Here is a 24,284-nt window from a genome sequence, read left to right as displayed (position 1 = left end):
CGGGTTGGTGCCGATGAAGGTGCCGGCGGGCTCGTTGGAGTCGGCGTTCACCTGCCCGGCGTACCGCAGCCCGGCCGCGGTGATCGCCGACTGGCACTCACTGGCCGAGGAGCAGCCGGGGACCTCGCGGGTGTTGCCGTTGGCGACGGTGTCGTCGGCCGGCGGGAACTCCGCGGTGGGACCGGCCTCCAGGATCGGCGTCATGGCGTCGTTCCAGATGGTCGCGGGCTTGTTGCCACCGAAGCCGCCGACGTTCTGGTTCTGCTTGGGGTTCAGCACCATGACGCTGGCGGTGTACTCGGGGGTGTAGCCCACGAAGGTCGCGGAGAAGTTGCTCTGCGACGTCCCGGTCTTGCCGGCGATCTGGTGGCCGGGCACGTAGGCGCGGGCACCGGTCTGGCCGGAGTTCCCGGGCTCGACGTCCTTGCGCAGGATCTGGTTGAGCGTGTTGGCCACGCCCGAGGGGATCGCCTCGGCGGTGCAGGTGTCCCCGGTGTTGATCGGGGTGCCGTCGGGCAGCGTGGCGGGCGCGCCGTCCCGGTCGACGATCGAGGTGACCGGCGTCGGGTCGCACTGGGTGCCGCTGGCAGCCAGCGTCGCGTAGGCCGTGGTGAGGTCCAGCGGGCTGGTGGCCTCGGCGCCCAGGGTGAAGGACCCGCGCTCCTCGGCGATGATCCTGTCCGCCGGGGTCTGGTTGTTCTGGGTGTAGTTCATCCCCATGCGCTCGGAGATCCGCACCGGGGCCTCGATGGACCCCAGCGCGTCCTCCAGGCCCAGGAAGTAGGTGTTGGAGGACATGTAGAGCGCCCGGACCATGTCCAGGGTCGCGGGGTAGTTGCCGGCGTTGCTGACCGTGTAGGGCCGGCCGCCGTTCTTGAACACCCGCGAGGTGTACGTGTTGCCCGTGGTCAGCGTGTAGTACTGCGAGTAGCCCTCCTCGAGGGCGGCCGCGGCGGTGAAGACCTTGTACGTCGAGCCGGAGCCCTGGCTGGCCGCGGTGTTGAGCACGACGGACTCGCAGGAGGCGTCGACGGTGGCGTCGGGGCAGTACGTGCGGTTGGTGCTCATCGCGAGCACGTGCCCGGTGCCGGGCTGGACGGCGGTGTAGATGCCGGCCAGGTCCGCGCCCATGGCCAGGGTGTTGAGCACCGCCTGGTCACCGGCGGCCTGCATGTCCGGGCGCAGCGTCGTCTGGATGACGTAGCCGCCGTTGTCGATCTGCTCCTGGGTCATCCCCAGGCGGTTGATCAGGTAGCTCTCCAGGTAGGCGCAGAAGAACCCGCCGATCGAGGAGTCGATGCAGCCGTTGGGCGGGTTCTGGCCCGGGACGACGGCGATCGGGGCGGCGGTGGTGTCGGCCAGCTCCTGGTCGGTGATGTGCCCCAGGTCGTGCATGCGGTTCAGCACGGTGTCCCGGCGGGCCTGCCCGGCCTCGGGGTTGGCGATCGGGTCGTCGTTGGTGGGGCTCTGCACCAGACCGGCCAGCACCGAGGCCTGGGCCAGGTCCAGGTCCATCGCGTTCACCGAGAAGTACCGCTGGGCGGCGGCCTGGATGCCGTAGGCCCCGGAGCCGAAGTAGGCGATGTTCAGGTACCGGGTGAGGATCTCGTCCTTGGAGTAGGTCTCCTCCAGGGCGAGGGCCAGCCGGGCCTCGCGCAGCTTGCGGCCGACGGTCTGCTCGTCGGCGGCCGCGGCCTCCTCGGGGGTGTCCGCGGTCTGTAGCAGGGTCTGCTTCACCAGCTGCTGGGTCAGCGTGGACCCACCCTCGGCGACGCCGCCGGCGGCGACGTTGGCCGCGAGCGCGCGCAGGGTGCCCTGCACGTCGAGGCCGTTGTGCTCGTAGAAGCGGCTGTCCTCGATGTCGACGATCGCCTGCTTCATGACCGGGGAGATCTGGTCGGCGGTCACCGGGGTGCGGTTGTTCTCGTAGAACTGGGTCAGCACCTGCCCGTCGGCGGCCAGCACCGTGGTGTTGCCGTTGGGCGTCTGGTCGGTCAGCTCGACCGGCAGGGCGTCCAGCAGCGAGGCGGAGTTGCGGGCCACGAGCCCGCTCCCACCGACGAACGGCAACATCATCCCGGCGACCAGCGCCCCGGCGACGACGACGGTCGCGGTGAGCTTGGCGAGGGCGCCGACCTTGGAAGCAGCGGTGTCAGACATCGCAGGCCAAGGTACCTGTCAGGAGGCCTCCGCCGGTGGCTCCGGCGGAGGGACGCGCGCGACACGCCGTGGCACCGGTCCCACCAGCCCGACCGGTCACAGCGGGCGCCCGGTGGCTCTCAGCGCCGGACGGGCAGCACCCTCGTGCGCGGGGTCCCGGTGCCGGTGTCGTCGTCGGCCGCGGTGAGCTCGCCGGCCATCACCCGCAGGTCGGCCAGGTCGTGCACGTCCCCGGCAGCGGCGGGCACCGTCCGGACGGCGACCTCGGGGTGGGCGCTGGTGAACCGGTCGGCCAGCCGTTGCTCCCGGGTGGCCAGCGCCATCCGCTCCGCGTGCACCCGCAGCGCCCCCGCAGCGAGCTCGGCGCCCTCGCCCCCGGCCTCGGCGACGGCCTCGGCCGCCGCCTCGGCCCGGGTGGCCGACAGGGCGGTCGTGGCCGGTGGGTGGGTGCGGTTGAGGACCAGACCGGCCAGCGGCATGCCCTCGGTGGACAGCCGGTCCACGAAGTAGGAGGCCTCGCGCAGGGCGTCGGGCTCGGGGACGGCGACCACCAGGAACGACGTGCCGGGCTGGCGGAGCAGCTCGTAGGTGGCCGTGGCGCGCTCCCGGAACCCGCCGAACATGGTGTCCAGGGCGGAGACGAAGGAGCTGATGTCGTTGAGCAGCTGGCCGCCGAGGATCTTGGAGATGATCCGGCTGAAGAAGCTGAAGCCGGCGCCGACGATGCGGAGCCCGGCCCGCCCACCGGCCCGGGCGGGGGCGGTGAGCAGCCGGATCATGGTGCCGTCGAGGAAGCGGCTCATCCGGTTCGGTGCGTCCAGGAAGTCCAGCGCCGACCGGGACGGCGGGGTGTCCACGATGATCAGGTCCCAGGCGTCGCTGGCCCGCAGCTGGCCCAGCTTCTCCATCGCCATGTACTCCTGCGTGCCGGCGAAGGAGGAGGAGAGCGCCTGGTAGAAGGGGTTCTCGAAGATCGTCGCCGCGCGTTCGGGGGTGGAGTGAGCGGAGACGATGTCGTCGAAGGTCCGCTTCATGTCCAGCATCATCGCGTGCAGCTCGCCGCCGTTGGACCCGTCGAGCTCGGGGACGACGACCTGGCGCGGCTCGTTGTCCAGCTCCTCCAGGCCCAGGCTCTGGGCCAGCCGGCGGGCCGGGTCGATGGTCAGCACGACGACCCGTCGTCCGGCCTCGGCGGCGGCCAGGGCGAGGGCGGCCGAGGTGGTGGTCTTGCCGACCCCACCGGCGCCGCAGCAGACGACGATCCGGGTGTCTCGGTCGGCCACGACCGCGGCCAGGTCCATGGCCGGCGCGGTGCGGGGGCTGCTCACGCGGCGGCCCCCAGGCCCAGGTGGGCCTCCAGTCGGCCGGCCAGTTCGTACAGCGAGCCCAGGTCGATCGGGCCGATGAGCATGGGCAGTTCGACGGTGGGCCGGCCCAGCTCCGCGACCCGGCTGCGCAGCGCGTCCTGGGACTGCCAGCGGCGGGCGTGCTCGACGGCCTCGGCGACCAGCCCCTCGGCGATCGCCGGGTAGGCGGGCAACCCGCCGGCGGCCAGGGCGGGGGCCAGCTCGGCCGCGGTGATCGCACCCTCGGCGGCCCGCGCCAGGCTGGCCGGGGGCAGCAGCGGCTCGGTCGCCATGTTCACCAGGACCGAGCCGACGGGCAGCCCGGTGGCGGTGAGCTCGTCGATCGCGTCGGCGGTCTCCTGCACGGGCATGTCCTCCAGCAGGGTCACCAGGTGCACCGCGGTCTGCGGGGAGCGCAGGACGGCCATCACGCCGTCGCTCTGGGTCTTGATCGGCCCGGAGCGGGCCAGGCCCGCGACCTCGTCGGTGACGTTGAGGAACCGGGTGATCCGCCCGGTCGGCGGGGCGTCGACGACGACGGCGTCGTAGACCCGCTGCCCGTCGACCTTGCGGGTGACGGCCTCCTTGACCTTGCCGGTCAGCAGCACGTCCCGCAGGCCCGGGGCGATGGTGGTGGCGAAGTCGACGGCGCCCATCTTGCGCAGCGCCCGGCCGGCGCGCTTCATCGAGTAGAAGAGCTCGAGGTACTCCAGCAGCGCCTCCTCGAGGTCGATGGCCAGCGCCTTGACCTCACCCCCGCCGCGCGCGACGGCGACCCGGCGCTCCTCGTAGGGCAGCGGCGGGGTGTCGAAGAGCTGGGCGATGCCCTGCCGGCCCTCGGTCTCCACCAGCAGGGTGCGGTGACCTCCGGCGGCCAGCGCCAGGGCCAGGGCGGCGGCGACCGTGGTCTTGCCGGTACCGCCCTTGCCGGTCACGACGTGGCAGCGCACGGGGAACGGCTCGGGACTCACGTCTGCGAGCGTACGAGCGTGCACGGGGTGAGCGCCTGCCCACGCCCGGCGGGGGAGCGCCCCGTGGGGGTGCGGGCCGCCGTCGCTGCGCTAGCGTCGCCGTCATGAGCGAGAACACCCGCCGGACGTGGGAGTACGCGACCATCCCGCTGCTGACCCACAACACCAAGGCGATCCTGGACTCGTGGGGGGTCGACGGCTGGGAGCTGGTCACCGTGCTCCCCGGGCCCGGTGGCGGCGACCAGCTGGTCGCCTACCTCAAGCGCCCGTCCGCCTGAGGCCCGCGCCGTGACCGAGAGCACCCCCAGCTGGACCGCGCGACTGGCCGAGCTCGGCATCCGGCTGCCCCCCGTGGCCGCCCCGGTGGCCTCCTACGTGCCGGCCGTGCGCACCGGTCAGCTGGTGATGACCAGTGGCCAGCTGCCCTTCGTCGACGGCGGGCTCCGCCGGACCGGCAAGGTCGGCGGCTCGGTCGACGCCGAGGACGCCGCCCACGACGCCAAGGTCTGCGCGCTGAACGCGCTGGCCGCCGTCGACGACCTGGTCGGCCTGGACTCCGTGGCGCGTGTCGTCCGGGTGGTCGGCTACGTGGCCAGCGCGGAGGGCTTCACCGGCCAGGCGCGGGTGGTCAACGGTGCCAGCGAGCTGCTGGGCCGGGTCTTCGGCGAGGCGGGCCACCACGCCCGCAGTGCCGTCGGCGTGGCCGAGCTGCCGATGGGCGCCCCGGTCGAGGTCGAGCTCACCGTCGAGCTGCGGTGACCGCGCCGGTCCGCCAGGCGGCCACGGTGCTCCTGCTCCGGGACGGCGACCTGCGGACCGGCACCACCGGGCTCGAGGTCTACCTGCTCCGCCGGACGGCGGGGATGCCCTTCGCCGGGGGCATGACCGCCTACCCCGGCGGCGGGGTCGACCCCCGCGACGGCGACACCGACCTGGACTGGGTGGGCCCCTCCCCGGCCGACTGGGCCCGCACCTGGGGGTGCGAGGAGCGGATGGCGCGCGAGCTGGTGTGCGCCGCGGTCCGGGAGACCTTCGAGGAGGCCGGCGTGCTGCTGGCCGGGCCCTCGTCGGGCGACGTCGTCCCCGACGTGTCCGGTGAGGACTGGGAGGCCCAGCGCCGGGCGCTGCTGACCCGGGAGCTGTCCCTGGCGCAGCTGCTGGCCGGTCGCGGGCTCGCCCTGCGCTCGGACCTGCTGCGGCCCTTCGCGCACTGGGTGACCCCGCCGGTCGAGCCGCGGCGCTACGACACCAAGTTCTTCGCCGCCCTCATGCCGCCGGGCCAGGAGGCGCGCGACGTCTCCGGCGAGGCGGACGAGGCCGTCTGGCTGACCCCGGCGGCCGCGCTGGCGGAGATGGCCGCGGGCACCCGGCCGATGCTGCCGCCGACGATCCACACCCTGGGTCAGCTGGAGCCCTTCGCCGACGTGGCGGCCGCGCTGGCGGGCAGCCCGCCGGACCCGCTCGAGCCGATCAGCCCCACCTTCGAGGACGACGCGGAGGGCCAGCGCTGGGCGCTGCTGCCCGACGGCACCCGCATCCGGATGGTCGTCCCGCTCCCTCGGTGAACGCCGAAGGGCCCCCTCCGCGGTGCGGAGGGGGCCCTTCGGCGGTGCGTCAGCGGGCGCGTCGACGCAGCCGGTCCTCGTCGAGCACGACGACGGACTTGCCCTGCAGCTGGATCCAGCCGCGGTGCACGAAGTCGGCCAGCGCCTTGTTCACCGTCTCGCGGGAGGCGCCGACGAGCTGGGCCAGCTCCTCCTGGGTCAGGTCGTGCTTGACCCGCAGGCCGTCGGACTCCCGGCTGCCGAAGCGGTCGGCCATCTGCAGCAGCGCCTTGGCCACGCGGCCGGGGACGTCGGTGAAGATCAGGTCGGCGACCGAGTCGTTGGTGCGGCGCAGCCGGCGGGCCAGCACCTGGAGCAGACGCTCACCCACCTCGGGGTGCGCCTCGATCCACGGCCGGAGCATCGCCTGCGGCATCTTGGCCAGCCGGACGTCGGTGACCGCGGTCGCCGTCGCCGTGCGCGGGCCCGGGTCGAAGACCGACAGCTCGCCGAACTGGTCGGAGGGCCCCATCACGGCGAGCACGTTCTCGCGGCCGTCGGGGGACCGGCGGGACAGCTTGATCTTCCCCGACAGCACCACGTACAGGCTGTCGCCGGGCTCGCCCTCGTTGAAGACCACCCGGCCGCGGGGCAGGGAGACGGTCTCCAGACCGCTCGCCGTCGGCTCGGAAGCCTCTTCCGACAGCCCCTGGAACAGACCGGACTGGGCAAGGACCTCGTCCACCAGCGCACCTCTCACCACGTCGTCGCAGGTGCAGTGATCACCCGCGTCCGGGAGTGAGTCTAGGGCCTGTGGGCGCACTCACCATGCGGTGCGTCACGACCGTGCCCACTCCGGGTGGTGGAGGTCAGTCCGCGTGCCGCCCGGAGGTGACCGCGTCGGGGGCCGGGACGGTGCGTCCGGCGCTGGTCCGGGTGCGCCGACGACGCCACCGGTCCATCGCCCGGCGGATGCCGGAGTGGGCCAGTTCGTCGACGTCGCCGGGCGTGGCCGTGGCCAGGAACTCCTCGACCTGGCGCTGCGACGTGGGCCGCCGCAGGGGTTCCTCCACACGCTCCATGACCAGCAGGAACGCGATCACCAGCGGGGGGAACAGGATGACGATGAGGGCGACCACCAGCACCTCCTGTGCGAGTCGTCTCCGGGCTGGGGAGCACCGGGGGAGAGACGTCGTGGGTCCGGCCGCACGCCCGTGGGGCGGGTGTGCCTGCCGGGTCGAGCATGACAGGTCCGCCGCTGTCGGCACCTCGGCCTACCCTCGACCGCGTGTCCGCCCCGGTCGAGCCAGCCCCGCCGTACGCCGTCCCGGTGCCCCCGAGGCGGGCCGCCCGGGCCGCCCGCCTGGGCGTCTCCCCGTTCGACCCGGCGGAGACCGCCCTGGGCCGCACCCGGCGGGCCCGGCGGATGTCCCGGGAGCTGGCGCTGATCCACCCCGACGCACACTGCGAGCTGGACTTCACCACGCCGCTGGAGCTGCTGGTGGCCACCGTGCTGTCGGCCCAGACGACGGACCGGACGGTCAACACCGTCACGCCCACGCTCTTCGCCCGGTACCGGACCGCCGCCGACTACGCCGGCGCCGACCGGGAGGAGCTGGAGACGATCCTGAAGCCCACCGGGTTCTTCCGGGCCAAGGCCAACTCGGTGCTGGGCCTGGGGCGGGCGCTGGTCGAGCAGTTCGAGGGCGAGGTGCCCGGTCGCCTGGAGGACCTGGTCACGCTGCCGGGGGTCGGGCGCAAGACGGCCAACGTCGTGCTGGGCAACGCCTTCGGGGTGCCCGGGCTGACCGTGGACACCCACTTCGGCCGGCTGGTCCGCCGGTTCGGCTGGACCGAGCTGGAGGACCCGGTGAAGGTCGAGGCCGAGGTCGCGGGGCTGGTGCCGAAGAAGGAGTGGACCGACTTCTCCCACCGGGTGATCTTCCACGGGCGGCGGGTCTGCCACGCCAAGAAGCCGGCCTGCGGGGCCTGCGGGCTGGCCCGCTGGTGCCCCTCCTACGGCACCGGCCCGATGGACCCCGAGGTCGCGGGCAGGCTCGTGAAGACCCCGGCCGCCTCGGACACGCTGTGAGGCGCGCGCTGGCGGTGGCCGGGGCCGCCCTGGTGCTGCTGAGCGGGTGCACGGGCGCCGGCTCCTCGGACGACGGCGGGGGCAGGGTCGCCGAGCCGGCCGTGGACGACGTCCAGGGGCTGGACACCGCGCTGCAGTCCTGTCCGGAGCAGTCCGGTGAGCCCGTCGAGGCTGCCGACGCGCTGCCGCCGATGAGCTTCGACTGCATCGGCGGCGGGACCCTGGACCTGTCGCTGGCACCCGGCGTGCCGACCGTGGTCAACGTGTGGGGGTCGTGGTGCCCGCCGTGCCGGGACGAGCTGCCCGTCGTGCAGCAGCTCGCGGACGCCGGCGGGGACCAGCTGCAGGTGCTCGGCCTGGTCAGCCAGGACACGCTGACCGCGGCGGACTCCTTCGCCGCCGACGCCGGTGTCACCTTCCCCAACGCCTTCGACCAGCAGGGTGACCTGATGGCCGAGCTGGGGCGCAACGGTGCCCCGTACACCTTCTTCCTCGCCGCCGACGGCACGCTGGCGCACACGGAGGCCGGGCAGGTCGCCGACCTCGCCGAGTTCGAGCAGCTGGTCAGCGAGCACCTCGGCGTCACCCTGTGACGGATCTGCCCGTGACCCTCCCGCCCCCCGATCTCACCGGCGTCCCCGAGCACGTCCGCCGGCTGGTCGCCTCCGCGGACGAGCTGCCGCTGCGGCACCGGCGGGCCGACGCCACCGACACCGCCCGCCGCTCCGCGGTGCTGGTGCTCTTCGGCGAGGGACCGGACGGGCAGGACGTGCTGCTCATCGAGAAGTCCGACCGGCTGCGCACGCACGCCGGTCAGCCGGCCTTCCCCGGCGGCGGCGTGGACCCCGGCGACGACTACCCGGTCGGGACGGCGCTGCGGGAGACCCACGAGGAGGCCGGCGTGGACCCCTCGGCGGTGCGGGTGCTGGCCACCCTGCCCGAGCTCTTCCTGGGGCCCAGCGACAACCTCGTGGTCCCGGTCGTGGGCTGGTGGGACGACCCGCGGGCGGTCACCACGGGCGACCCCTTCGAGGTCGCGCAGGTGGCCCGGGTGCCGCTGGCGGACCTGACCGACCCGGCGAACCGGTTCCGGGTGCGGCACCCCTCGGGCTACGTGGGCCCGGCGTTCGCGGTCGCCGGGATGGTGGTGTGGGGCTTCACCGCCGGCGTCCTGGACGCCGTCCTCACCGCGTGCGGGCTGTCCCGGCCGTGGGACGAGCGCGACGTCAGGCCGCTGGCCCAGGAGCAGGAGCGGGTCCGCGGGACCGTGCGCGTGGACGAGCAGCCCGAGGACCGCGCCGCGCCGACGGTCGCCGAGGGTCCGGCGTCCTCAGCCGGGCCGCGTACGGTCCGACGGCGATGAACGCTTCCCCGCGCCGCACCCGTGTCCTGCTCACCGCGCTGCTGCTCGCCCTGGGTCTGCTGGCCGGCTGCACCAACGAGACGCCGGCCACCCCGGACGCGACCCGCACCCCCGACGCCGGGGTCGGCGAGGTCACCGTGGCCGACGACGGGGTCCAGGAGATCACCCTGGAGACCGGTGACGACTACGTCTTCACCCCGGACACGTTCACCGTGGCGCCGGGCCAGGTGCGGCTGACCGTCACCAACGTGGCCACCCAGCTGACCCACAACTTCGCCTTCACCGCCGGCGCGGGCCCGGCAGAGATCACCGAGGAGATCCCGCTGCTGGCACCCGGCCAGAGCGAGACCATCGAGTTCACCGTCACCGCGACCGGCGACTACCCCTTCGAGTGCACGTTCCACACCGCACTGGGCCAGGTCGGGACCATGGTCGTCAGCGGTCCCGCGGCCGACCCGAGCGCGGGTGCGGCCACGACGAGCCCCACCGGCTGACGTGTCCCTCGTCGACCTGGCGCTGATCGCCCTGGCGCTGCTGTTCGCCCTCTCGGGCTTCCGGCAGGGCCTGATCGTGTCCGTGGCCTCCTTCGTGGGGTTCTTCGGCGGTGCGGTCGCCGGGGCGCAGCTGTCCGGGCCGGTCGCCGACCAGCTCGCCGGGTCCAGCCTGGCCCGGGTCTTCGTGGCCCTCGTCGTCGTCCTGGCCGGGGCCCTGCTGGGGCAGCTGGTGGCCGGGTACGTGGGCCGGGCGGTGCGCAAGCGGGTGACCTGGGAGCCGGCCGAGGTGGTGGACTCCGTCGCCGGGGCCGTGGTGTCGGCCGTCGCGGTGCTGCTGGTGGCCTGGATGGTCGCCACCCCGCTCGCCAGTTCGGCGTTCCCGACGGTGGCCAGCCAGGTCCGGCAGTCGACCCTGGTCCAGGCCGTCGACCGCGGGGTGCCCGACGGCGTCCGCTCGCTGTACGACTCGCTGCGCGAGGCGATCGACCGGCGCGGGCTCCCCGACGTGCTGGACCCGCTGACCCCCACCCAGGTCCGCGACGTGCCGGCGCCGGACCAGGGCCTGCTCGACAGCCCGGTGGTGACCCAGGTGCGCGGCTCGGTGGTGCAGATCCGGGGCGTGGCCGCGGCGTGCTCCCGGCAGATCGACGGCTCGGGCTTCGTCTACGCCGACGAGCGGGTGATGACCAACGCGCACGTGCTGGCCGGGGTGGACCGCCCCGTCGTCACCGCGGAGGGCGAGAGCTACGAGGCGACTGCGGTCTACGTCGACGAGGAGACCGACGTCGCCGTCCTGGCGGTGCCCGGGCTGCCGCAGGTGCCGCTGACGTTCACCCCGCAGCCGGTGGACTCCGGGGCCGACGCGATCGTGATGGGCTACCCGGGCGGCGGTGGCCTCTACGTCGGCCCGGCCCGGGTGCGGGACCGCGGGGACATCAGCGGCCCGGACTTCCGCGCCGAGCAGACCGTCGTGCGCGACGTCTACGCCCTCTACGGCCAGGTCCGCGCCGGCAACTCCGGCGGGCCGCTGCTGGCCACCGACGGCACGGTGCTCGGCGTCGTCTTCGCCAGCGCGATCGACGACCCGGACACCGGGTACGCGCTCACCGGCGAGCAGGTCGCCCGGGCGGCCACCGAGGGTGCGACCTCCACCGACGAGGTCGGCACCGGCCCCTGCGAGTAGCCCGCCGCGCCCGGCTCACCGGGCCCAGGCGGCGATGGCCTCGCTGACGAGGTCGGGGACCTCCTCGTGCGGGAAGTGGCCGACACCGGGCAGCTCGCGCCACTCGTAGGGCCCCGCGACGTAACGGCCCGAGCCGTGGGCGGTGGAGGGCAGCACGCAGGCGTCCAGCGCGCCGTGCAGCTGCAGGGTCGGCGCGGTGACGGGGGCCGCCATCCGGCGGGCGTACCGCAGGCCGTCCGGGCGCAGCTGGGAACGGAAGGCCCACCGGTGGAACTCCATGGCGCCGTAGGCGGCCTGCGGGATGCGCGCGGCGCAGCGGTACCGGGCGACGGCCTCGGCGAAGTCGGTGGTGTGCACCCAGCCGGGCCCGGCCCAGCGGCGCAGCAGCTCGGCGACCGGGTCGTCGTCGTCCCGGGTGAGGCGGCGCTCGGGCAGTCGGGGCAGCTGGTAGCGCAGTGCGTAGGCCGAGGCCCGGCGCTGGGCGCCCGACGTCATCGCCGAGCGCAGCTCGCGGGGGTGCGCGGAGGAGACGACGACCAGCCCACGGACGGTGCGCGGGTGCAGGGCGGCCATGGTCCAGCCCAGCAGGCCACCCCAGTCGTGCCCCACGACGACGGCGTCGGGCTCACCCAGCGCCCGGACGACGGCCGCGACGTCGGCGGACAGCGTGGGCAGGTCGTAGCCGCGCGGGGGCTTGTCGCTGCCGCCGTAGCCGCGCAGGTCGACCGCCACGGCGCGGAAGCCGGCCTCGGCGAGGGCGACGAGCTGGTGCCGCCAGGCCCACCAGAACTGCGGGTAGCCGTGCAGCAGCAGGACCAGCGGGCCCTCGCCGGCCTCGGCGGCGTGCAGGCGCACGCCGTTGGCGGAGATGTCGCGGTGCTGCCAGGGACCCGGCAGCAGCACGCTGGTGGCGTCGGGGGGACCGTCTGCCGGGACCAGCGTCACGGGTGTGCCGGGCTCAGCCGAGGCGGGTGTGCGGGTCCTGCCGGACCACCTGGCCGTCGCGGACGACGGGCAGGTCGCGCTGGCGCTGGCCGGGGGCCTCGCGGCGCATCACGTCGGGCAGGTCCTTCAGCGTCTCCATCGTGCGCTCGGGCTTGCGGAACTTCTTGGTCATCGTGATGCCCAGGAAGATCGCGAGACCGGCGAAGAGCACCAGTCCGCCGAAGACGATGAAGTAGGAGATCCAGCGGGCCAGGCCCAGCCAGGTGATCAGCTCGGCGATCCCGATGAAGAGGAAGATCGACGCGAACGCCAGCATGACGCCGCCGGCGGCGATGAGGCCACCGCCGATGCCGACCTTCTTCACCGAGGCACCGACCTCGGCCTTGGCCAGCTCCACCTCGCTGCGGATGAGCGTGGACACGTCGGCCATGGCGCTCTGCACCAGGGAGCCCACCGAGGGCTCCTGAGGGCCTGCCGGCTGTCCGGACAGGCGGGTGGTGGGCGCGCTGTGGGCCACGGGGGTCCTCCTCGAGTGCTGCGGGTGCTGCCGTGGGTTCGGCCCCGGTCTGGAACTGATCGTGCCTCATCGCGGCGCGTGTCGCGCACCGTGATCACCCGGGTGGAGTGTGAGGGGCGAGGAACCCTCGCCCCTCACACTCCGCTGCTCAGTCCTCGGAGGAGGCGCTGGGCATCTTCGCGCCGATCAGGTCCATCACCGAGGAGTCGGTGAGCGTCGAGACGTCACCCAGCTCCCGGTTCTCGGCGACGTCGCGCAGCAGGCGGCGCATGATCTTGCCCGAGCGGGTCTTGGGCAGCTCGGCGACGACCATGATCTGGCGCGGCGAGGCGATCGGGCCGATCTCCTTGCGCACGTGCTGGCGCAGGGTCTTCACCAGGTCCTCGCCGGAGTCGGTGGCGTCCCCGCGCAGGATCACGAACGCGACGATCCCCTGGCCGGTGGTCGGGTCGGTCGCGCCGACGACCGCGGCCTCGGCGACCGTCGGGTGGCTGACCAGCGCGGACTCGACCTCCGTGGTGGAGATGCGGTGACCGGACACGTTCATCACGTCGTCCACCCGGCCCAGCAGCCAGATGTCGCCGTCCTCGTCGAGCTTGGCGCCGTCCCCGGCGAAGTAGACGTCCTTGCCGTAGCGGGACCAGTAGGTCTCCACGTAGCGCTCGTCGGAGCCCCAGATGGTGCGCAGCATCGCCGGCCACGGCTCGGTGAGCACCAGGTAGCCGGTGGCGCCGGCCTCGATCGGCTTGCCCTCCTCGTCGACCACCGCGGCCGAGATGCCGGGGATGGCCCGCTGCGCGGAGCCGGGCTTGGTGGCCACGACGCCGGGCATCGGGGCGATCATGTGCGCGCCGGTCTCGGTCTGCCACCAGGTGTCGACGACGGTCGCCGTCCCCCCGCCGACGTTCTTGCGGTACCAGAGCCACGCCTCGGGGTTGATCGGCTCACCGACCGAGCCGAGCACCCGCAGGGTGGACAGGTCGAAGGGCTCGAGCTCCTCGGCGCCCCACTTCATGAACGTGCGGACGACGGTCGGGGCGGCGTAGAGGATCGAGACGCCGTACTCCTGGACGATCTCCCACCAGCGGCCGCGGTGCGGGGTCTCCGGGGTGCCCTCGTACATGACCGAGGTCGCCCCGTTGGAGAGCGGGCCGTAGACGATGTAGGAGTGGCCGGTCACCCAGGCCACGTCGGCGGCGCACCAGAAGACGTCGGTGTCGGCCTCCAGGTCGAAGGTGGCCCAGTGCGTCCAGGAGACCTGGGTCAGGTAGCCGCCGGAGGTGTGCAGGATGCCCTTGGGCTTCGCCGTCGTCCCCGAGGTGTACATGATGTAGAGCGGGTGCTCGGCGTCGAAGGGCTGCGCCTCGTGCTCGGTGGACTGGCTGTCCACGAGGTCGTGCCACCACTGGTCGCGGCCCTCGGTCCAGTCGACGTCGGACTCGGTGCGGCGGACGACGAGGACGTGCTCGACGCCGGCCACCTTGGTGAGCGCCTCGTCGACGGCGGGCTTGAGCGCCGAGGCCGCGCCGCGGCGGAAGCCGCCGTCAGCGGTGACGACGACCTTGGCGCCGGCGTCCTCGACGCGGGAGGCCAGCGCGTCGGGGGAGAAGCCGCCGAAGACGACCATGTGGACGGCGCCGATGCGGGCGCAGGCCAGCATCGTGATCACGGCCTCGGGGATCATCGGCAGGTAGACCGCGACCCGGTCCCCGGCCTGCACGCCCAGCGCGGTGAGCGCGTTGGCGGCCTTGCAGACCTCGTCCTTGAGCTGGGCGTAGGTGATGGTGCGGGTGTCACCGGGCTCGCCGACCCAGTGGTAAGCGACCTTGTCCCCGTTGCCGGCGATGACGTGCCGGTCCACGCAGTTGGCGGCCACGTTGAGCTCCCCGCCGACGAACCACTTCGCGAACGGCGGGTCGGTCCAGTCGAGCACCTCGCCCCAGGGCTTCGACCACTCCAGCCGCTGGGCGGCGTCGGCCCAGAAGCCGAGCCGGTCCTCGGCGGCGCGGTCGTAGTCGGCCTGGGTCACGTTCGCGTGCCCGGCCAGGTCGGCCGGCGGGTCGAACACACCGCTGGCGGGGATCTCGCTGGACAGACCCTGGGTCTCGGTCTCGCTCACGGGCGCCTCCTGGTTGTCCGGCGTCGCGCGGGGGACCGGCGACGCTGCCTCGTGGTCGACCCTAGGGCGCCCGACCACTCCGCTGCGACCTGCGTCTCACGGACCGGGTGCCGGGCCCGCCGGCCGGCGGGGAGACTGGCCCGGTGACCCCGCCGGACGACGCGCAGACCCGGGTGGCCGCCCGCTTCCCGGGGGCGGCGACCCTGGGCCTCCTGGTGCCGCCGGGGTCCCGGCCGCTGCCCGCGACGGCGCTGGCCGACGTCGCCTGGACCACCGAGCACCTCGAGCTGCAGGCGCTCACCGGCCGGACCGAGGACCGCAGGGTGCTGGCCACGCTGTGGTGGTACTCGGCGTCCCTCGTGCTGCTGGGTCCGGCGCTGGCCGGCCTGGTCGCCGGGCGGGCGTTGTCGGCCCGGTTGGAGGACACCACGCTGCACGTGGTCGGGGACCTGCCGTGGGCGGCGACGGCGACGGCGTCCACCGGGGACGTCGTCACCGAGCTGCGGGGCTCGCTGGCCGCGGTCGTGGCCACCGTCGCGGAGGCCGGTGGCGTCCGCGAGGCGCCGCTGCGGGCGATCGCCACCGACGCGCTGGCCAACAAGCTGCTGGCACTGGGCCGGGCCCGGGGGGACGCCCCCGCGGTGACGGCGCTGGCCGCACCGCTGGCCCGGGAGGCCGGGCTGCCCGCGCCGCGCTTCGTGGAGGCGGGCGGGCAGCTGTTCACCCGTCGGGCGTCGTGCTGCCAGATCTGGCGGGTGCCGCACGAGGTGCTGTGCACGTCGTGCCCGCGGCGCGACCCTGCCGAGCGTCAGGTCCTGCTGGAGGACACCGCCGAGCGGATGCTCAGCTGGGGCTGACCGGTCGGACCAGGTCCCGGTAGGCGGTCGCGTAGGCCTTGAGGTCCGCGGCGGCCCGGGTGGCGTCGTCGGCGACACCGCCCGAGGCGGCGGGCAGCGTGCTGCTGGCCCGGACGGCGGCGGTCACGTCGGCGACCGCGGCCAGGTGGGCCCGGGCGGCGGCGCACACCTCGGCGGCGTGGTCGGCGGTGCTGGTGGTCAGCCGGCGCAGTTCGCGGGACAGCGCGAACGCCTCGTCGGTCAGCCGGGGCAGCACGGTGGGGACGTCGCCCAGGTGCGCGCCCGCGCGGGTGGCGGCGGCGACCTCCCGGCGCAGCTGCACCGAGGCCGCGGTGACCCGGGCGGCGAGCACGCCGGTGGTCCGGTCGGCCCGGGCCGGGGCGCGGACGACGGCCACCGCGGTGCCGGCGTAGCCGCCCAGCTCCCCGACCCGGCGGGCGGTGGGGCTGGCCCTGATCGCGCGCACCGTCTTCCGGGTGAGCACGACGCCCCCGGTGACGACGCCCGCGGCGACCAGCAGCATCAGCAGGACCAGGGCGAGCACGGGCTCCACGGGGCACCTCCACCAGCCGGCCCCAGACGCGGGCCGCTCCTCCCCGAGGCTACCGGTCGGACGGGCCCGGGACCGATCCGTCACGACGTCGACAAGTACCCGTGACCTCTCGACACGGCTGTCGTTGTCCGGTCACCCCGGTGCTCGGTGTGCCCCCGCGCACACCGCCCGCACCCCGCTCGTCCGACCAACGGAGGTCGCCGCCGTGCCCCAGCCCCACCCGTCCCGCCGCACCGGCCGGCGGCTGCTCGCCGGTGGCCTGCTGTCCGCCGTCGTCGTGCTGGGCACGCCGGCCGTCGCCTCCGCCGAGCAGCTGACCGACGCGGTCGGTGGCCTCACCGACCAGCTCCCGGGTCCACTGGGCTCGGCACTCGACCAGACCGACACCGGTGCCGACACCGACACCGACACCGGGGGCGACGTCACCGGCGCCTTCGACGGCACGACCGGTCTGCCCACCCTGCCGGGTTCAGGGAGCCTGCCCGAGCCGCTCTCGGCGGGTGCGGAGTGCGTGGGCGGGCTCGTCGAGGGCGTCACGGTGTCCATCGGCGACGTCGTGGGGAGCCTGGCCGGTCTGGGCGGCGTCCTCACCGACCTGCTCGGCGGCCAGACGCCGGTGTCCCTCACCCAGACCTCGCCCAGCACCGCGGCCGGGACGATCCCGCTCTCCCTGGACGACCTGATCGACATCCTGGGGCCCGAGCGCGTGCAGGAGCTGCTGGCCGGCGGTCAGGAGGACGTGACCGCCCAGTTCGAGATGGTCATCGGCGGGGTGACCCACCTGGTCGAGGTCGTGTTCGAGTTCGTCGACTGCCTGGCCGGCCTGCTCCCCGCCGTCGCTCCCGCGGCGCCCTCGCCCAGCACCCCGGCACCCCAGCCGGCCGCCCCGGTGGCCCCGGCCCCCGTCGCAGCCGCGGCACCCGCGCCGGCGAGCGCGGCGCCGGTCGCCTACCTCGGGTACGCACCGACCGGTGGCGAGCCCACCGGCAGCAGCGCCCCGCTCGTCCTGGCCGGTCTGGGTGCGCTGACCGCGGCCGCCGGTGCCACCGCGTACGGGCTGCGTCGTCGTGGCGAGCTCGGCTGAGGGCGGGGCCGCCTCGGGCCTGACCGTCCTGGCGGTCCTGGGCACCCTGCTGGTCGGCGGCCTCTGGTACGGCTACGGCACCGACCCCGAGCCCGGCCCGGTGGCAGCGGCCGACGTCGCTGCCACCCCGCTGGTCCCGGCCGCGCTGAGCGTGCCGGCGATCGGGGTCGAGGCGCCGGTCGAGCAGCGCGGCACCGTGCAGTACGAGAACCCGTTCACCGGCGACCCGGTGAGCGGGTACGGCGTCCCGGAGAGCATGCAGACGACGTCCTGGTGGTCCGACGGGCCGCAGCCCGGCTCGGGCCAGATGGCTGTCCTGCTCGGCCACGACGTGCCCGGCGAGGAGGCCGGGGTCTTCGACGACCTCGGCGAGCTGCAGCCCGGGGACGCCGTCGTCCTCACCGCCGCGGACGGCACCCAGCTCCAGCTGCAGGTCCTCCAGGCGCCGCTGACCGGCCTGGACAAGTCCACCTCGGACCTGTCCGACGCGCTCAACGGCCACCCCGACGGCGCCGACGTCGCCCTGGTGACGTGCGGCGGGGAGTACGACGAGTCCGCCGGTGCCAGCGAGGAGAACGTCGTGGTGTTCGCCGCGGTCGTCTGACGGCCCGCCGGCACGACCCGGGGAGCGAGCGAGACTCCCGGGGGCCGCTGTCACTGCCGATGTAGAACGAGCAGTCCCGGATCCGGGACGCGTCGTCGGTGGGTACGGGAGTGGGCATGCAGGAGCAGGACGGTCGGGGGCAGGACGAGACCGGGCAGGGCGGTCAGGGTGACGGTGCCCGAGGGCGTGCGTGGGAGCCGGTGCCGGGGACACCCGGTGCGGGCACGGAGGACTGGGCCGTCGCCGGCTCACAGGTGACCCCGGCCGGCCCGGTCCTGACCGACCTGCTCCAAGCGGCCCGGGTGGTGGCACTCGCCGTGCTCCCCGTGCTCGTCGGGCTCGCCGCCCTGGCGACGGCGGTCGGGATCAGCGGCGGCTTCGGCGACGAGGGGTCGCTGGCCGACTGGCTCCGCGTGGCGGTCCTGCTGCTGGGCCTCGGTCTGGGGGCACGGGTGGTCGCCCAGGGCTCCTTCGACTCCTCCCTGGCGACCGCCGGGTTCGACGCCGGCGTCCGGGCGGCCCCGCTCGTGGTGACCGTCGTCGTGCTGGCGGTCCTCGTCGGGCTCGCCCGCCGCAGCGAGGCGCAGTCCCGGTCCACGGGACCGGGGCAGCTGCTGCTGCGGGCCGGCCTCGCGGGAGCCGTCGCCGGGGTCTCGGTGTTCCTCCTCGCCCTGGTGACCCGGACCAGCTCGGCCTTCGGCGCCGACCTCGGTCAGGAGTTCGACGCCGGTGGCGGTGTGACTGTGGGACTCGGTCTCGTCGGGGCGCTGCTGGTGCCGGCCGTGCTGGTCGCCGTGACGGTCGCCGCCGCCCGCTGGAGCGTCGTCCGACCGTGGAGCCCCCTCCCGGGTCCGCTCGGTGAGGTCCTGGTCGTCAGTCGGGTGCTGCGGACGGCGGTCACCGGGCTGCTGCTGGCGACGGGGGTGCTCGGGGTGGTCGGTCTGCTGCAGCAGGCCGTCGCCGGTGACCTGCCCGACGACGACACCCTCGTGGGCCTGGTCGGCGCGCTGCTGGTCTACCTGGTCAACGTGCTCGTCGTCGGGGCCCTGGCCCTGCTGGGTGTCCCGGTGTCCTTGTCGGCCGCCGGGGTCGGCGCCTTCGGCGGTGGCGACCTCGCCGGGTCCCGGGCGGACTCGGTCGGGCTGACCGACGAGCCCGTGCTGCTGCTGGTCCTGCTGGTCCCCGTCCTCGTGGTGCTGGCCACCGCGGTGCGGCGGACCGTGCGCGGTCGTCAGCTCCCGCTGACGTCGCGCAGCGTGGCCGTGGCCGCCGGGGTCGGGGTGGTCGGTGGTCTGGCGGTGGCCCTGCTGGTCCGCGTGTGGGCCTCCGGGGGCGGTCAGGGTGCGGCGGTGTTCGCCGGGCAGGCGGTCGGCGGGGGATCGGCCTCGGTCGGCCCGTCGCTGCTGTGGTCCCCGCTGCTGGGCGCGGCGTGGGCGGCTCTGGCCGTGGCCGCCGTCCGGACCGGGCCCTCGCTCGTGCTGTCCAGCCCGTCCTGGCTGGTCCGACTGGTGGCCGGCGGCCACCTGCACCCGCAGTGGGCGGCGGCGGTGCGGGGCGAGGGCCCCGCGCCGGCCGGCCGACGGTCGGGCGCGGTGCGGGGAGCCGTCGTCGGTGTCGGGGTCCTCGGGGTGCTCGCCGTGGTCGGGGTCGGGACGCTCGCCGTCGTCCGCGCGACCGTGCTGACCCCCGAAGCCGCGGTCGAGGACCACCTCGACGCGCTCGCCCGGGGCGACGTCGCCCAGGTGCTGGCGGGCAGCGGGGAGGGACCGGAGGACACCGACGTCCTGCTGTCCCCCGACGTCCTGGACAGCGGCGCGTACAGCCCACCGGAGGACCTGCAGCTGCTGGGGGTCACCGAGTACGGCTCCGCGGGATCGGCAGAGGTGTCCTACACGGTGGACGGCGAGCCCAGCACCGAGACGCTGTACCTGGTCCGGGAGGAGGGCCTGCTCGGCGGCTGGACGGTCGAGGCGTCCACGAGCTCGGTCTTCGTCGACGACTCGTCGGGTCTGGCCCTGCAGGTGGGTGGGGTCGACGTCGCAGCCGGGGAGCACCGGGCGCTCCCGGGGAGCTACGTCTTCTCCCCGGTGGAGGACGACGTCCTCACCGCGGACGACGTGACGGTGACGACCGCCGGCGGGTTCGGGTTCGCGGACGTGTCCGTCGAACCGCGGGTGCGGGACGAGGTCACCGACCGGGTCTCCCAGGCCGTCGACGCGGTGCTGGCCGACTGCGCGGCCCGGACGGAGGTGCCGTTGACCGGGTGCCCGTTCCTGGACCGGTACAGCTACGTGCCCGACGACCTGACGGACCTCACGGTCCGGGTGGACCAGGTCCCGGCCTGGGAGCTGGTCTGGGACCCCTACGGGCAGGAGCTCTCGATCGTGTCGGACTACGACGGCGAGGGGGTGCTGACCGGCCTCCAGCCGGCGTACAGCTTCTCCTCCGACCAGAGCCCCCGGCCCTACGAGGACACGTTCGGCTTCTCCCTGGACGCGGTCGTCACGGTCACCGGTGACGACGTCGAGCTGGAGTTCTCCGGCTACTGAGCGGCGCCGGGGACCGGCGTCGTCCGGTCCCCGGCGCCCAGCGCCACCACGTCCCCGACGACCCACACGGCGGGCGGGCGCACGGCCTCGGCGGCGATGGTGGCGCCCAAGCCGGCCAGCGTCGTGCGCAGCACCCGCTGGGTGGGGGAGGCGCCGTCGACGACGACGGCGACCGGGGTGTCCGCGGGCCGGCCGTGCTCGACCAGGCTGGCCGCGATGGCCGGCGCGGTGTCCACGCCCATCAGGACGACGAGGGTGCCGCGCAGCCGCCCCAGCGAGGGCCAGTCGACCAGCGAGGCGGGGTGGTCGGGCGGCACGTGCCCGGAGACGACGACGAACTCGTGGGTCATCCCGCGGTGGGTGACGGGCACGCCGGCCAGCCCGGGGACGCCGATCGCGCTGGTCACCCCTGGCACGACCTCGACCGGGACGCCGGCGGTCCGGCAGGCCTCCAGCTCCTCCCAGCCGCGGCCGAAGACGAACGGGTCGCCGCCCTTGAGCCGGACGACGCGCTTGCCGGCCAGGGCGTGCTCGACCAGCAGCGCGTTGATCTGCTCCTGGGCCATGGAGCGGCCTCGCGGCAGCTTGGAGGCGTCGATGACCTCGACGTGCGCGGGCAGGGAGGACAGCAGCGACTGCGGGGCCAGGTGGTCGGCGAGGACGACGTCCGCCGTCGCCACGGCCTGTCGGCCACGGACGGTGACCAGGCCGGGGTCACCGGGGCCGCCGCCGACCAGCACCACGCTGCCGCGGCCGTCGGCCGGGCGGGACACGGTGTCGGCGATGGTGCCGTCGGTCAGCCCGGCCAGGACGGCGTCCCGGACGCCGACGGCGCGCTGCGGGTCGCCGCCGCCGTGCACGCCCACGACGAGGTCGCCCTGCCGGCCGACGGCGGGGGTCCACACGCTGGACTGCGAGCGGTCGTCGGCGCGGGCGCAGAACACCCGCATGTCCTCGGCCTCGGCGGCGACGGCCGCGTTGACGTCGGGGCTGTCGGTGGCGGCCACGGCGTACCAGGCGCCGGCCAGGTCCCCGGCCTGGTAGCCGCGGGGCAGCCAGGTCAGCGAGCCCGGGGCGACCAGCGCCTCCAGGGCGGGGGTGACCTCGGGGGCGACGACGGTGACCCGGGCGTGCGCCTCGAGCAGGCCGGCGACGCGACGGTGGGCGACCTGCCCGCCGCCGACGACGACGACGCGGCGGTCGGCCAGCCGGAGACCGACCGGGTAGACGACGCCCGAGCGGGGGTCGACGGGGGTGGCGGGCACGTCAGGCCTTCTCGGTGACGCCGGCGGAGTCGAACGTGGCCACGTCGCGCAGGGCCCGGGCGGCGCTGGCCACCAGCGGCAGCGCCAGCAGGGCGCCGGTGCCCTCGCCCAGCCGCAGGTCCAGGCCCAGCAGGGGTCGCAGACCCAGGTGCGCGAGCGCCAGGGCGTGCCCGGGCTCGGCGGAGGTGTGCCCGGCGAGGGCGTGCTGCAGGGCGGTGGGCGACAGGGCGCCGGCGACCAGGGCCGCCGAGCCGGCGATGACGCCGTCCAGGACGACCGGCACCCGCGCGGCGGCCGCGCCCAGCACGAAACCGGCGAGCGCGGCGTGCTCCAGGCCGCCGACCTCGGCCAGCACGGTGAGCGGGTCGGTCTCCCCGTCGAGCCGGGCGACGGCCCGGGCGACGACGTCGACCTTGCGGTCCAGGGTGGCGTCGTCGACGCCGGTGCCGCGGCCGGTGGCCTGCGCGGGGGTGGCACCGGTGAAGGCGCAGACCAGTGCGGCCGACGCCGTGGTGTTGGTGATCCCCATGTCGCCGGTGACCAGGCAGCCGTGGTCGGCGGCCAGCTCGGTGGCGACGGCGATGCCGACCTCGATCGCGCGGCGGGCCTCGTCGCGGGTCATGGCCGGGCCCTCGGCGAGGTCGGCGGTGCCCCGGCGCACGTTGCGGTCCAGCAGACCCGGTGCCGCGTCCAGCGGGGTGGCGACACCGACGTCCACGACGACGACGTCGGCGCCGAGCTGTGCGGCGAAGGCGTTGACCACGGCGCCGCCGGCCAGGAAGTTCGCCACCATCTGGGCGGTCACCTCCTGCGGCCAGTGCGTGACGCCCTGGGCGTGCACGCCGTGGTCGCCGGCGAACACCGCGACCGCGGCGGGGGTGGGCAGCGGGGCCGGGCAGACCCCGGCGGTGCCGGCCAGCTGGGCGGCGACGTCCTCGAGGACGCCGAGGGAGCCCGGCGGCTTGGTCATCCGGTCCAGGCGCTCGCGGGCGGCCTGCTCCGCGACGGCGTCCCGGGGAGTGATCGCGGCGAGGGTGGTGTCCAGCAGGCTCATGATCGCTCCAGGATCGCAGCCAGCTCGGCGGCGAACGCCACCGAGGTGGCGGGGTCGCGCACGGCGACCCGCAGGTGGTCGGGGGACAGGCCGGGGAAGGTGTCGCCGCGGCGGACCGCCCAGCCCCGCTCGCGCAGGGCCAGCCGGACCCGTCCGGCGTCCGGGACGCCGAGCAGCACGAAGGACGACCGCGGCTCGCCGACGACGGTGACGCCGTCCGGCAGCGCCGACAGCAGGGCCCGCCGGTGCTCCGCCAGCTCCACGGCGACGGCATCGGCCTCGGCCCGGGCGGCGTCGCCGGTGCAGGCGACCAGTGCGGCCAGCGCGGGGGTCGAGACCGGCCACTGCGGCTGCTGCGCGGCCAGCGCGGCGACCAGGTCCGGCGGCCCGAGTGCGTAGCCGACCCGCAGGCCCGCCAGCCCCCAGGTCTTGGTCAGGCTGCGGACGACGAGCAGCCCGGGCAGGTCCCGCCGGCCGGCCAGCGACTGCGGCTCGCCGGGGTCGGTGTCGGCGAACGCCTCGTCGACGACGGTCACCCGGCCGGGGCGGCACAGTGCGGCGACGTCGCTGGCGGCGTGCAGCACCGAGGTGGGGTTGGTCGGGTTGCCCAGCACGACCAGGTCGGCGTCCTCCGGCGGCGGGGTGAGCGCGTAGGACGGCGGGGTCAGCAGGTGCCGGTGCACCTCGTGGCCGGCCGCGCGCAGCGCCGCTTCGGGCTCGGTGAACGAGGGGTGCACGACCACCGCGTGCGTGGGCGTGAGCGCCCGGGCCAGCAGGGTGAACGTCTCGGCGGCGCCCGCGGTCAGCAGCACCTCGTCCCCGGACCGGCCGTGCGCAGCGGCGACCGCGGCCCGGGCGGCGTCCTGACGGGGGTAGGCGGCGCTGTCCTCGACAGCGGCGTGCAGCACCTGCCGCAGCCAGGCCGGTGGGGCGCCGGCCCGCACGTTGACCGCGAGGTCGACCAGCCCGGGGGTGGCCTCGACGTCCCCGTGGTGGGTGAGGTCGTGGTGGCCGGGGTCGCGGTGGCCGGGGTCGCGCTGGCTGGGGCCGCGGTGGGTCCCGTCGCGGTGGGTCGGGTCGCGGTGGGTCGGGTCGGTCACCGGACCGCGACCGCCACGGTGACCCGGCCGTGCACCGTGCGCGGGACGACGAGCTCTCCGCCGCCGGCCAGCGCGGCCGCCTCGGCGACGCTGCCGGTGCCGACCGCGGCGGCCACCCGCGCGGAGCGGTGCGGGGTGGGGACGGCGTCCAGCTCGGCGGCGGGGTGGCCGGTCAGCGGCCAGCCGCGGGTCTGCGCGGCCTCGACCAGCCCGGGCTCGGTGACCCGCCGGTCGAGGGTGGCGAGCGCGTCCACCGGCCCGCCGACGGCGTCGACCGCGGCCATCACCTCGGCGGCGCTGACGCCGCTGCGGGCGCCCAGCCCCACGACCCTCACCGTCCGCCGCCTGAGGGCCCCGGCAAAGGAAGCTCTACACCCCGTGTCGCGGCCGACGGGGGGTGTATGGCTTCCTTTGCCCCCGCCCCCACCTCCGCCGACGCCTCCGCCGGGGCGGGCAGGGCGGCGAGCAGGGCGTCGGCGGAGGT

General features: G+C 75.1%; 25 protein-coding genes. 12 read left to right on the top strand and 13 right to left on the bottom strand.

Features of this window, described 5'->3' with window-relative positions; translation table 11 throughout:
• From AC0IVP_RS19915 to bagA, 3 genes are all read right to left on the bottom strand, one after another.
• Positions 1-2,160 (bottom strand): transglycosylase domain-containing protein (locus tag AC0IVP_RS19915; RefSeq protein WP_471758841.1); only part of this gene is annotated, 2,160 nt, incomplete at its 3' end.
• A 119-nt stretch (positions 2,161-2,279) separates the two neighbouring features.
• Entirely contained in the window at positions 2,280-3,488 is a 1,209-nt protein-coding gene (gene bagB / locus AC0IVP_RS19910; RefSeq protein ID WP_471758839.1) for an ATPase BagB, read from the bottom strand.
• Entirely contained in the window at positions 3,485-4,477 is a 993-nt protein-coding gene (bagA, locus tag AC0IVP_RS19905; protein ID WP_471758837.1) for an ATPase BagA, read from the bottom strand. Before bagA ends, bagB begins: the two co-directional genes overlap by 4 nt.
• Positions 4,478-4,581: 104 nt before the next feature.
• Between bagA and AC0IVP_RS19900 the strand changes: the two genes are divergently transcribed.
• The 3 genes from AC0IVP_RS19900 to AC0IVP_RS19890 are packed head-to-tail and all read left to right on the top strand — an operon-like array spanning position 4,582 to position 6,042.
• Positions 4,582-4,755, top strand: a complete 174-nt coding sequence (locus AC0IVP_RS19900; RefSeq protein WP_200938828.1) for a DUF4177 domain-containing protein — start codon at positions 4,582-4,584, stop codon at positions 4,753-4,755.
• Positions 4,756-4,765: 10 nt separating this feature from the next.
• Entirely contained in the window at positions 4,766-5,236 is a 471-nt protein-coding gene (locus AC0IVP_RS19895; RefSeq protein WP_471758835.1) for a RidA family protein, read from the top strand.
• Positions 5,233-6,042, top strand: coding sequence for an NUDIX hydrolase (locus tag AC0IVP_RS19890; RefSeq protein ID WP_471758833.1), 810 nt, complete (start codon positions 5,233-5,235; stop codon positions 6,040-6,042). The genes AC0IVP_RS19895 and AC0IVP_RS19890 overlap by 4 nt, the downstream gene beginning before the upstream one ends.
• 49 nt (positions 6,043-6,091) lie before the next feature.
• On the opposite strand, the gene AC0IVP_RS19885 is transcribed toward AC0IVP_RS19890, so the two are convergent.
• Both AC0IVP_RS19885 and AC0IVP_RS19880 read right to left on the bottom strand, forming a co-directional pair.
• Entirely contained in the window at positions 6,092-6,766 is a 675-nt protein-coding gene (locus AC0IVP_RS19885; protein WP_056293915.1) for a Crp/Fnr family transcriptional regulator, read from the bottom strand.
• Between the two features lie 124 nt (positions 6,767-6,890).
• Positions 6,891-7,160 (bottom strand): hypothetical protein, encoded by a 270-nt coding sequence (locus AC0IVP_RS19880; protein WP_056294884.1) that lies wholly within the window; start codon positions 7,158-7,160, stop codon positions 6,891-6,893.
• Positions 7,161-7,309: 149 nt separating this feature from the next.
• Here AC0IVP_RS19880 and nth point away from each other — a divergent pair, with 149 nt between their 5' ends.
• Genes nth through AC0IVP_RS19855 form a run of 5 tightly spaced genes read left to right on the top strand, consistent with a single transcriptional unit; the run spans position 7,310 to position 11,153 of the window.
• On the top strand, positions 7,310-8,113 hold the full coding sequence (gene nth / locus AC0IVP_RS19875; RefSeq protein ID WP_471758831.1) for an endonuclease III: 804 nt from the start codon (positions 7,310-7,312) through the stop codon (positions 8,111-8,113).
• Complete coding sequence (locus AC0IVP_RS19870; RefSeq protein ID WP_056293911.1) at positions 8,110-8,706, top strand: TlpA family protein disulfide reductase; 597 nt, start codon at positions 8,110-8,112, stop codon at positions 8,704-8,706. Before nth ends, AC0IVP_RS19870 begins: the two co-directional genes overlap by 4 nt.
• Before the next feature lie 11 nt (positions 8,707-8,717).
• Complete coding sequence (locus tag AC0IVP_RS19865; protein ID WP_056293908.1) at positions 8,718-9,476, top strand: NUDIX hydrolase; 759 nt, start codon at positions 8,718-8,720, stop codon at positions 9,474-9,476.
• A complete protein-coding gene (locus AC0IVP_RS19860; RefSeq protein ID WP_056293905.1) occupies positions 9,473-9,970 on the top strand; it encodes a plastocyanin/azurin family copper-binding protein in 498 nt (165 codons plus the stop codon). The genes AC0IVP_RS19865 and AC0IVP_RS19860 overlap by 4 nt, the downstream gene beginning before the upstream one ends.
• A gap of 1 nt (position 9,971) precedes the next feature.
• Positions 9,972-11,153, top strand: coding sequence for a MarP family serine protease (locus AC0IVP_RS19855; protein WP_056293901.1), 1,182 nt, complete (start codon positions 9,972-9,974; stop codon positions 11,151-11,153).
• Between the two features lie 15 nt (positions 11,154-11,168).
• On the opposite strand, the gene AC0IVP_RS19850 is transcribed toward AC0IVP_RS19855, so the two are convergent.
• The 3 genes from AC0IVP_RS19850 to acs form a co-directional block, all read right to left on the bottom strand.
• Positions 11,169-12,098 carry an alpha/beta fold hydrolase gene (locus tag AC0IVP_RS19850; protein WP_235564724.1) on the bottom strand — a complete coding sequence of 310 codons (930 nt, stop codon included), beginning with the start codon at positions 12,096-12,098 and terminating at the stop codon, positions 11,169-11,171.
• 13 nt (positions 12,099-12,111) lie between these two features.
• On the bottom strand, positions 12,112-12,552 hold the full coding sequence (locus AC0IVP_RS19845; RefSeq protein ID WP_235564722.1) for a phage holin family protein: 441 nt from the start codon (positions 12,550-12,552) through the stop codon (positions 12,112-12,114).
• Between the two features lie 211 nt (positions 12,553-12,763).
• Entirely contained in the window at positions 12,764-14,734 is a 1,971-nt protein-coding gene (acs, locus tag AC0IVP_RS19840; protein ID WP_471758829.1) for an acetate--CoA ligase, read from the bottom strand.
• A gap of 143 nt (positions 14,735-14,877) precedes the next feature.
• Here acs and AC0IVP_RS19835 point away from each other — a divergent pair, with 143 nt between their 5' ends.
• The gene (locus AC0IVP_RS19835) at positions 14,878-15,591 is read left to right on the top strand and encodes a (2Fe-2S)-binding protein (RefSeq protein WP_056293891.1); all 714 of its coding nucleotides are present in this window, start codon (positions 14,878-14,880) and stop codon (positions 15,589-15,591) included.
• Here AC0IVP_RS19835 and AC0IVP_RS19830 read toward each other — a convergent pair.
• On the bottom strand, positions 15,578-16,144 hold the full coding sequence (locus AC0IVP_RS19830; RefSeq protein ID WP_471758827.1) for a hypothetical protein: 567 nt from the start codon (positions 16,142-16,144) through the stop codon (positions 15,578-15,580). The two genes, AC0IVP_RS19835 and AC0IVP_RS19830, sit on opposite strands and share 14 nt — an antisense overlap.
• Before the next feature lie 205 nt (positions 16,145-16,349).
• On the opposite strand from AC0IVP_RS19830, the gene AC0IVP_RS19825 reads away from it, so the two are divergent.
• The 3 genes from AC0IVP_RS19825 to AC0IVP_RS19815 all read left to right on the top strand — a co-directional run bounded on the left by AC0IVP_RS19825 (position 16,350) and on the right by AC0IVP_RS19815 (position 20,381).
• Complete coding sequence (locus AC0IVP_RS19825) at positions 16,350-17,228, top strand: hypothetical protein (RefSeq protein WP_471758825.1); 879 nt, start codon at positions 16,350-16,352, stop codon at positions 17,226-17,228.
• Positions 17,212-17,832, top strand: a complete 621-nt coding sequence (locus AC0IVP_RS19820) for a class F sortase (protein ID WP_471758823.1) — start codon at positions 17,212-17,214, stop codon at positions 17,830-17,832. Before AC0IVP_RS19825 ends, AC0IVP_RS19820 begins: the two co-directional genes overlap by 17 nt.
• A gap of 200 nt (positions 17,833-18,032) precedes the next feature.
• Entirely contained in the window at positions 18,033-20,381 is a 2,349-nt protein-coding gene (locus AC0IVP_RS19815; RefSeq protein WP_471758821.1) for a hypothetical protein, read from the top strand.
• On the opposite strand, the gene cobA is transcribed toward AC0IVP_RS19815, so the two are convergent.
• The 4 genes from cobA to AC0IVP_RS19795 are packed head-to-tail and all read right to left on the bottom strand — an operon-like array spanning position 20,375 to position 24,135.
• Positions 20,375-21,646 (bottom strand): uroporphyrinogen-III C-methyltransferase, encoded by a 1,272-nt coding sequence (gene cobA / locus AC0IVP_RS19810; RefSeq protein WP_056293875.1) that lies wholly within the window; start codon positions 21,644-21,646, stop codon positions 20,375-20,377. The two genes, AC0IVP_RS19815 and cobA, sit on opposite strands and share 7 nt — an antisense overlap.
• 1 nt (position 21,647) lies before the next feature.
• Complete coding sequence (gene cobT, locus AC0IVP_RS19805; protein ID WP_056293873.1) at positions 21,648-22,700, bottom strand: nicotinate-nucleotide--dimethylbenzimidazole phosphoribosyltransferase; 1,053 nt, start codon at positions 22,698-22,700, stop codon at positions 21,648-21,650.
• Complete coding sequence (gene cobC / locus AC0IVP_RS19800) at positions 22,697-23,800, bottom strand: Rv2231c family pyridoxal phosphate-dependent protein CobC (protein WP_471758819.1); 1,104 nt, start codon at positions 23,798-23,800, stop codon at positions 22,697-22,699. The genes cobT and cobC overlap by 4 nt, the downstream gene beginning before the upstream one ends.
• The gene (locus AC0IVP_RS19795; RefSeq protein WP_471758817.1) at positions 23,797-24,135 is read right to left on the bottom strand and encodes a cobalamin biosynthesis protein; all 339 of its coding nucleotides are present in this window, start codon (positions 24,133-24,135) and stop codon (positions 23,797-23,799) included. The genes cobC and AC0IVP_RS19795 overlap by 4 nt, the downstream gene beginning before the upstream one ends.
• Positions 24,136-24,284: the final 149 nt, after the last annotated feature.

This window comes from Klenkia sp. AC732, from assembly GCF_979256525.1.
This window is presented reverse-complemented; position numbering and strand designations above follow the sequence as displayed.

What these genes read in the sequence shown, in the direction of transcription:
- AC0IVP_RS19900 (WP_200938828.1), top strand. Translation starts at nt 4,582, where the DNA reads ATGAGCGAGAACACCCGCCGGACGTGGGAGTACGCGACCATCCCGCTG.
- AC0IVP_RS19860 (WP_056293905.1), top strand. Translation starts at nt 9,473, where the DNA reads ATGAACGCTTCCCCGCGCCGCACCCGTGTCCTGCTCACCGCGCTGCTG.
- cobT (WP_056293873.1), bottom strand. Translation starts at nt 22,700, where the DNA reads ATGAGCCTGCTGGACACCACCCTCGCCGCGATCACTCCCCGGGACGCC.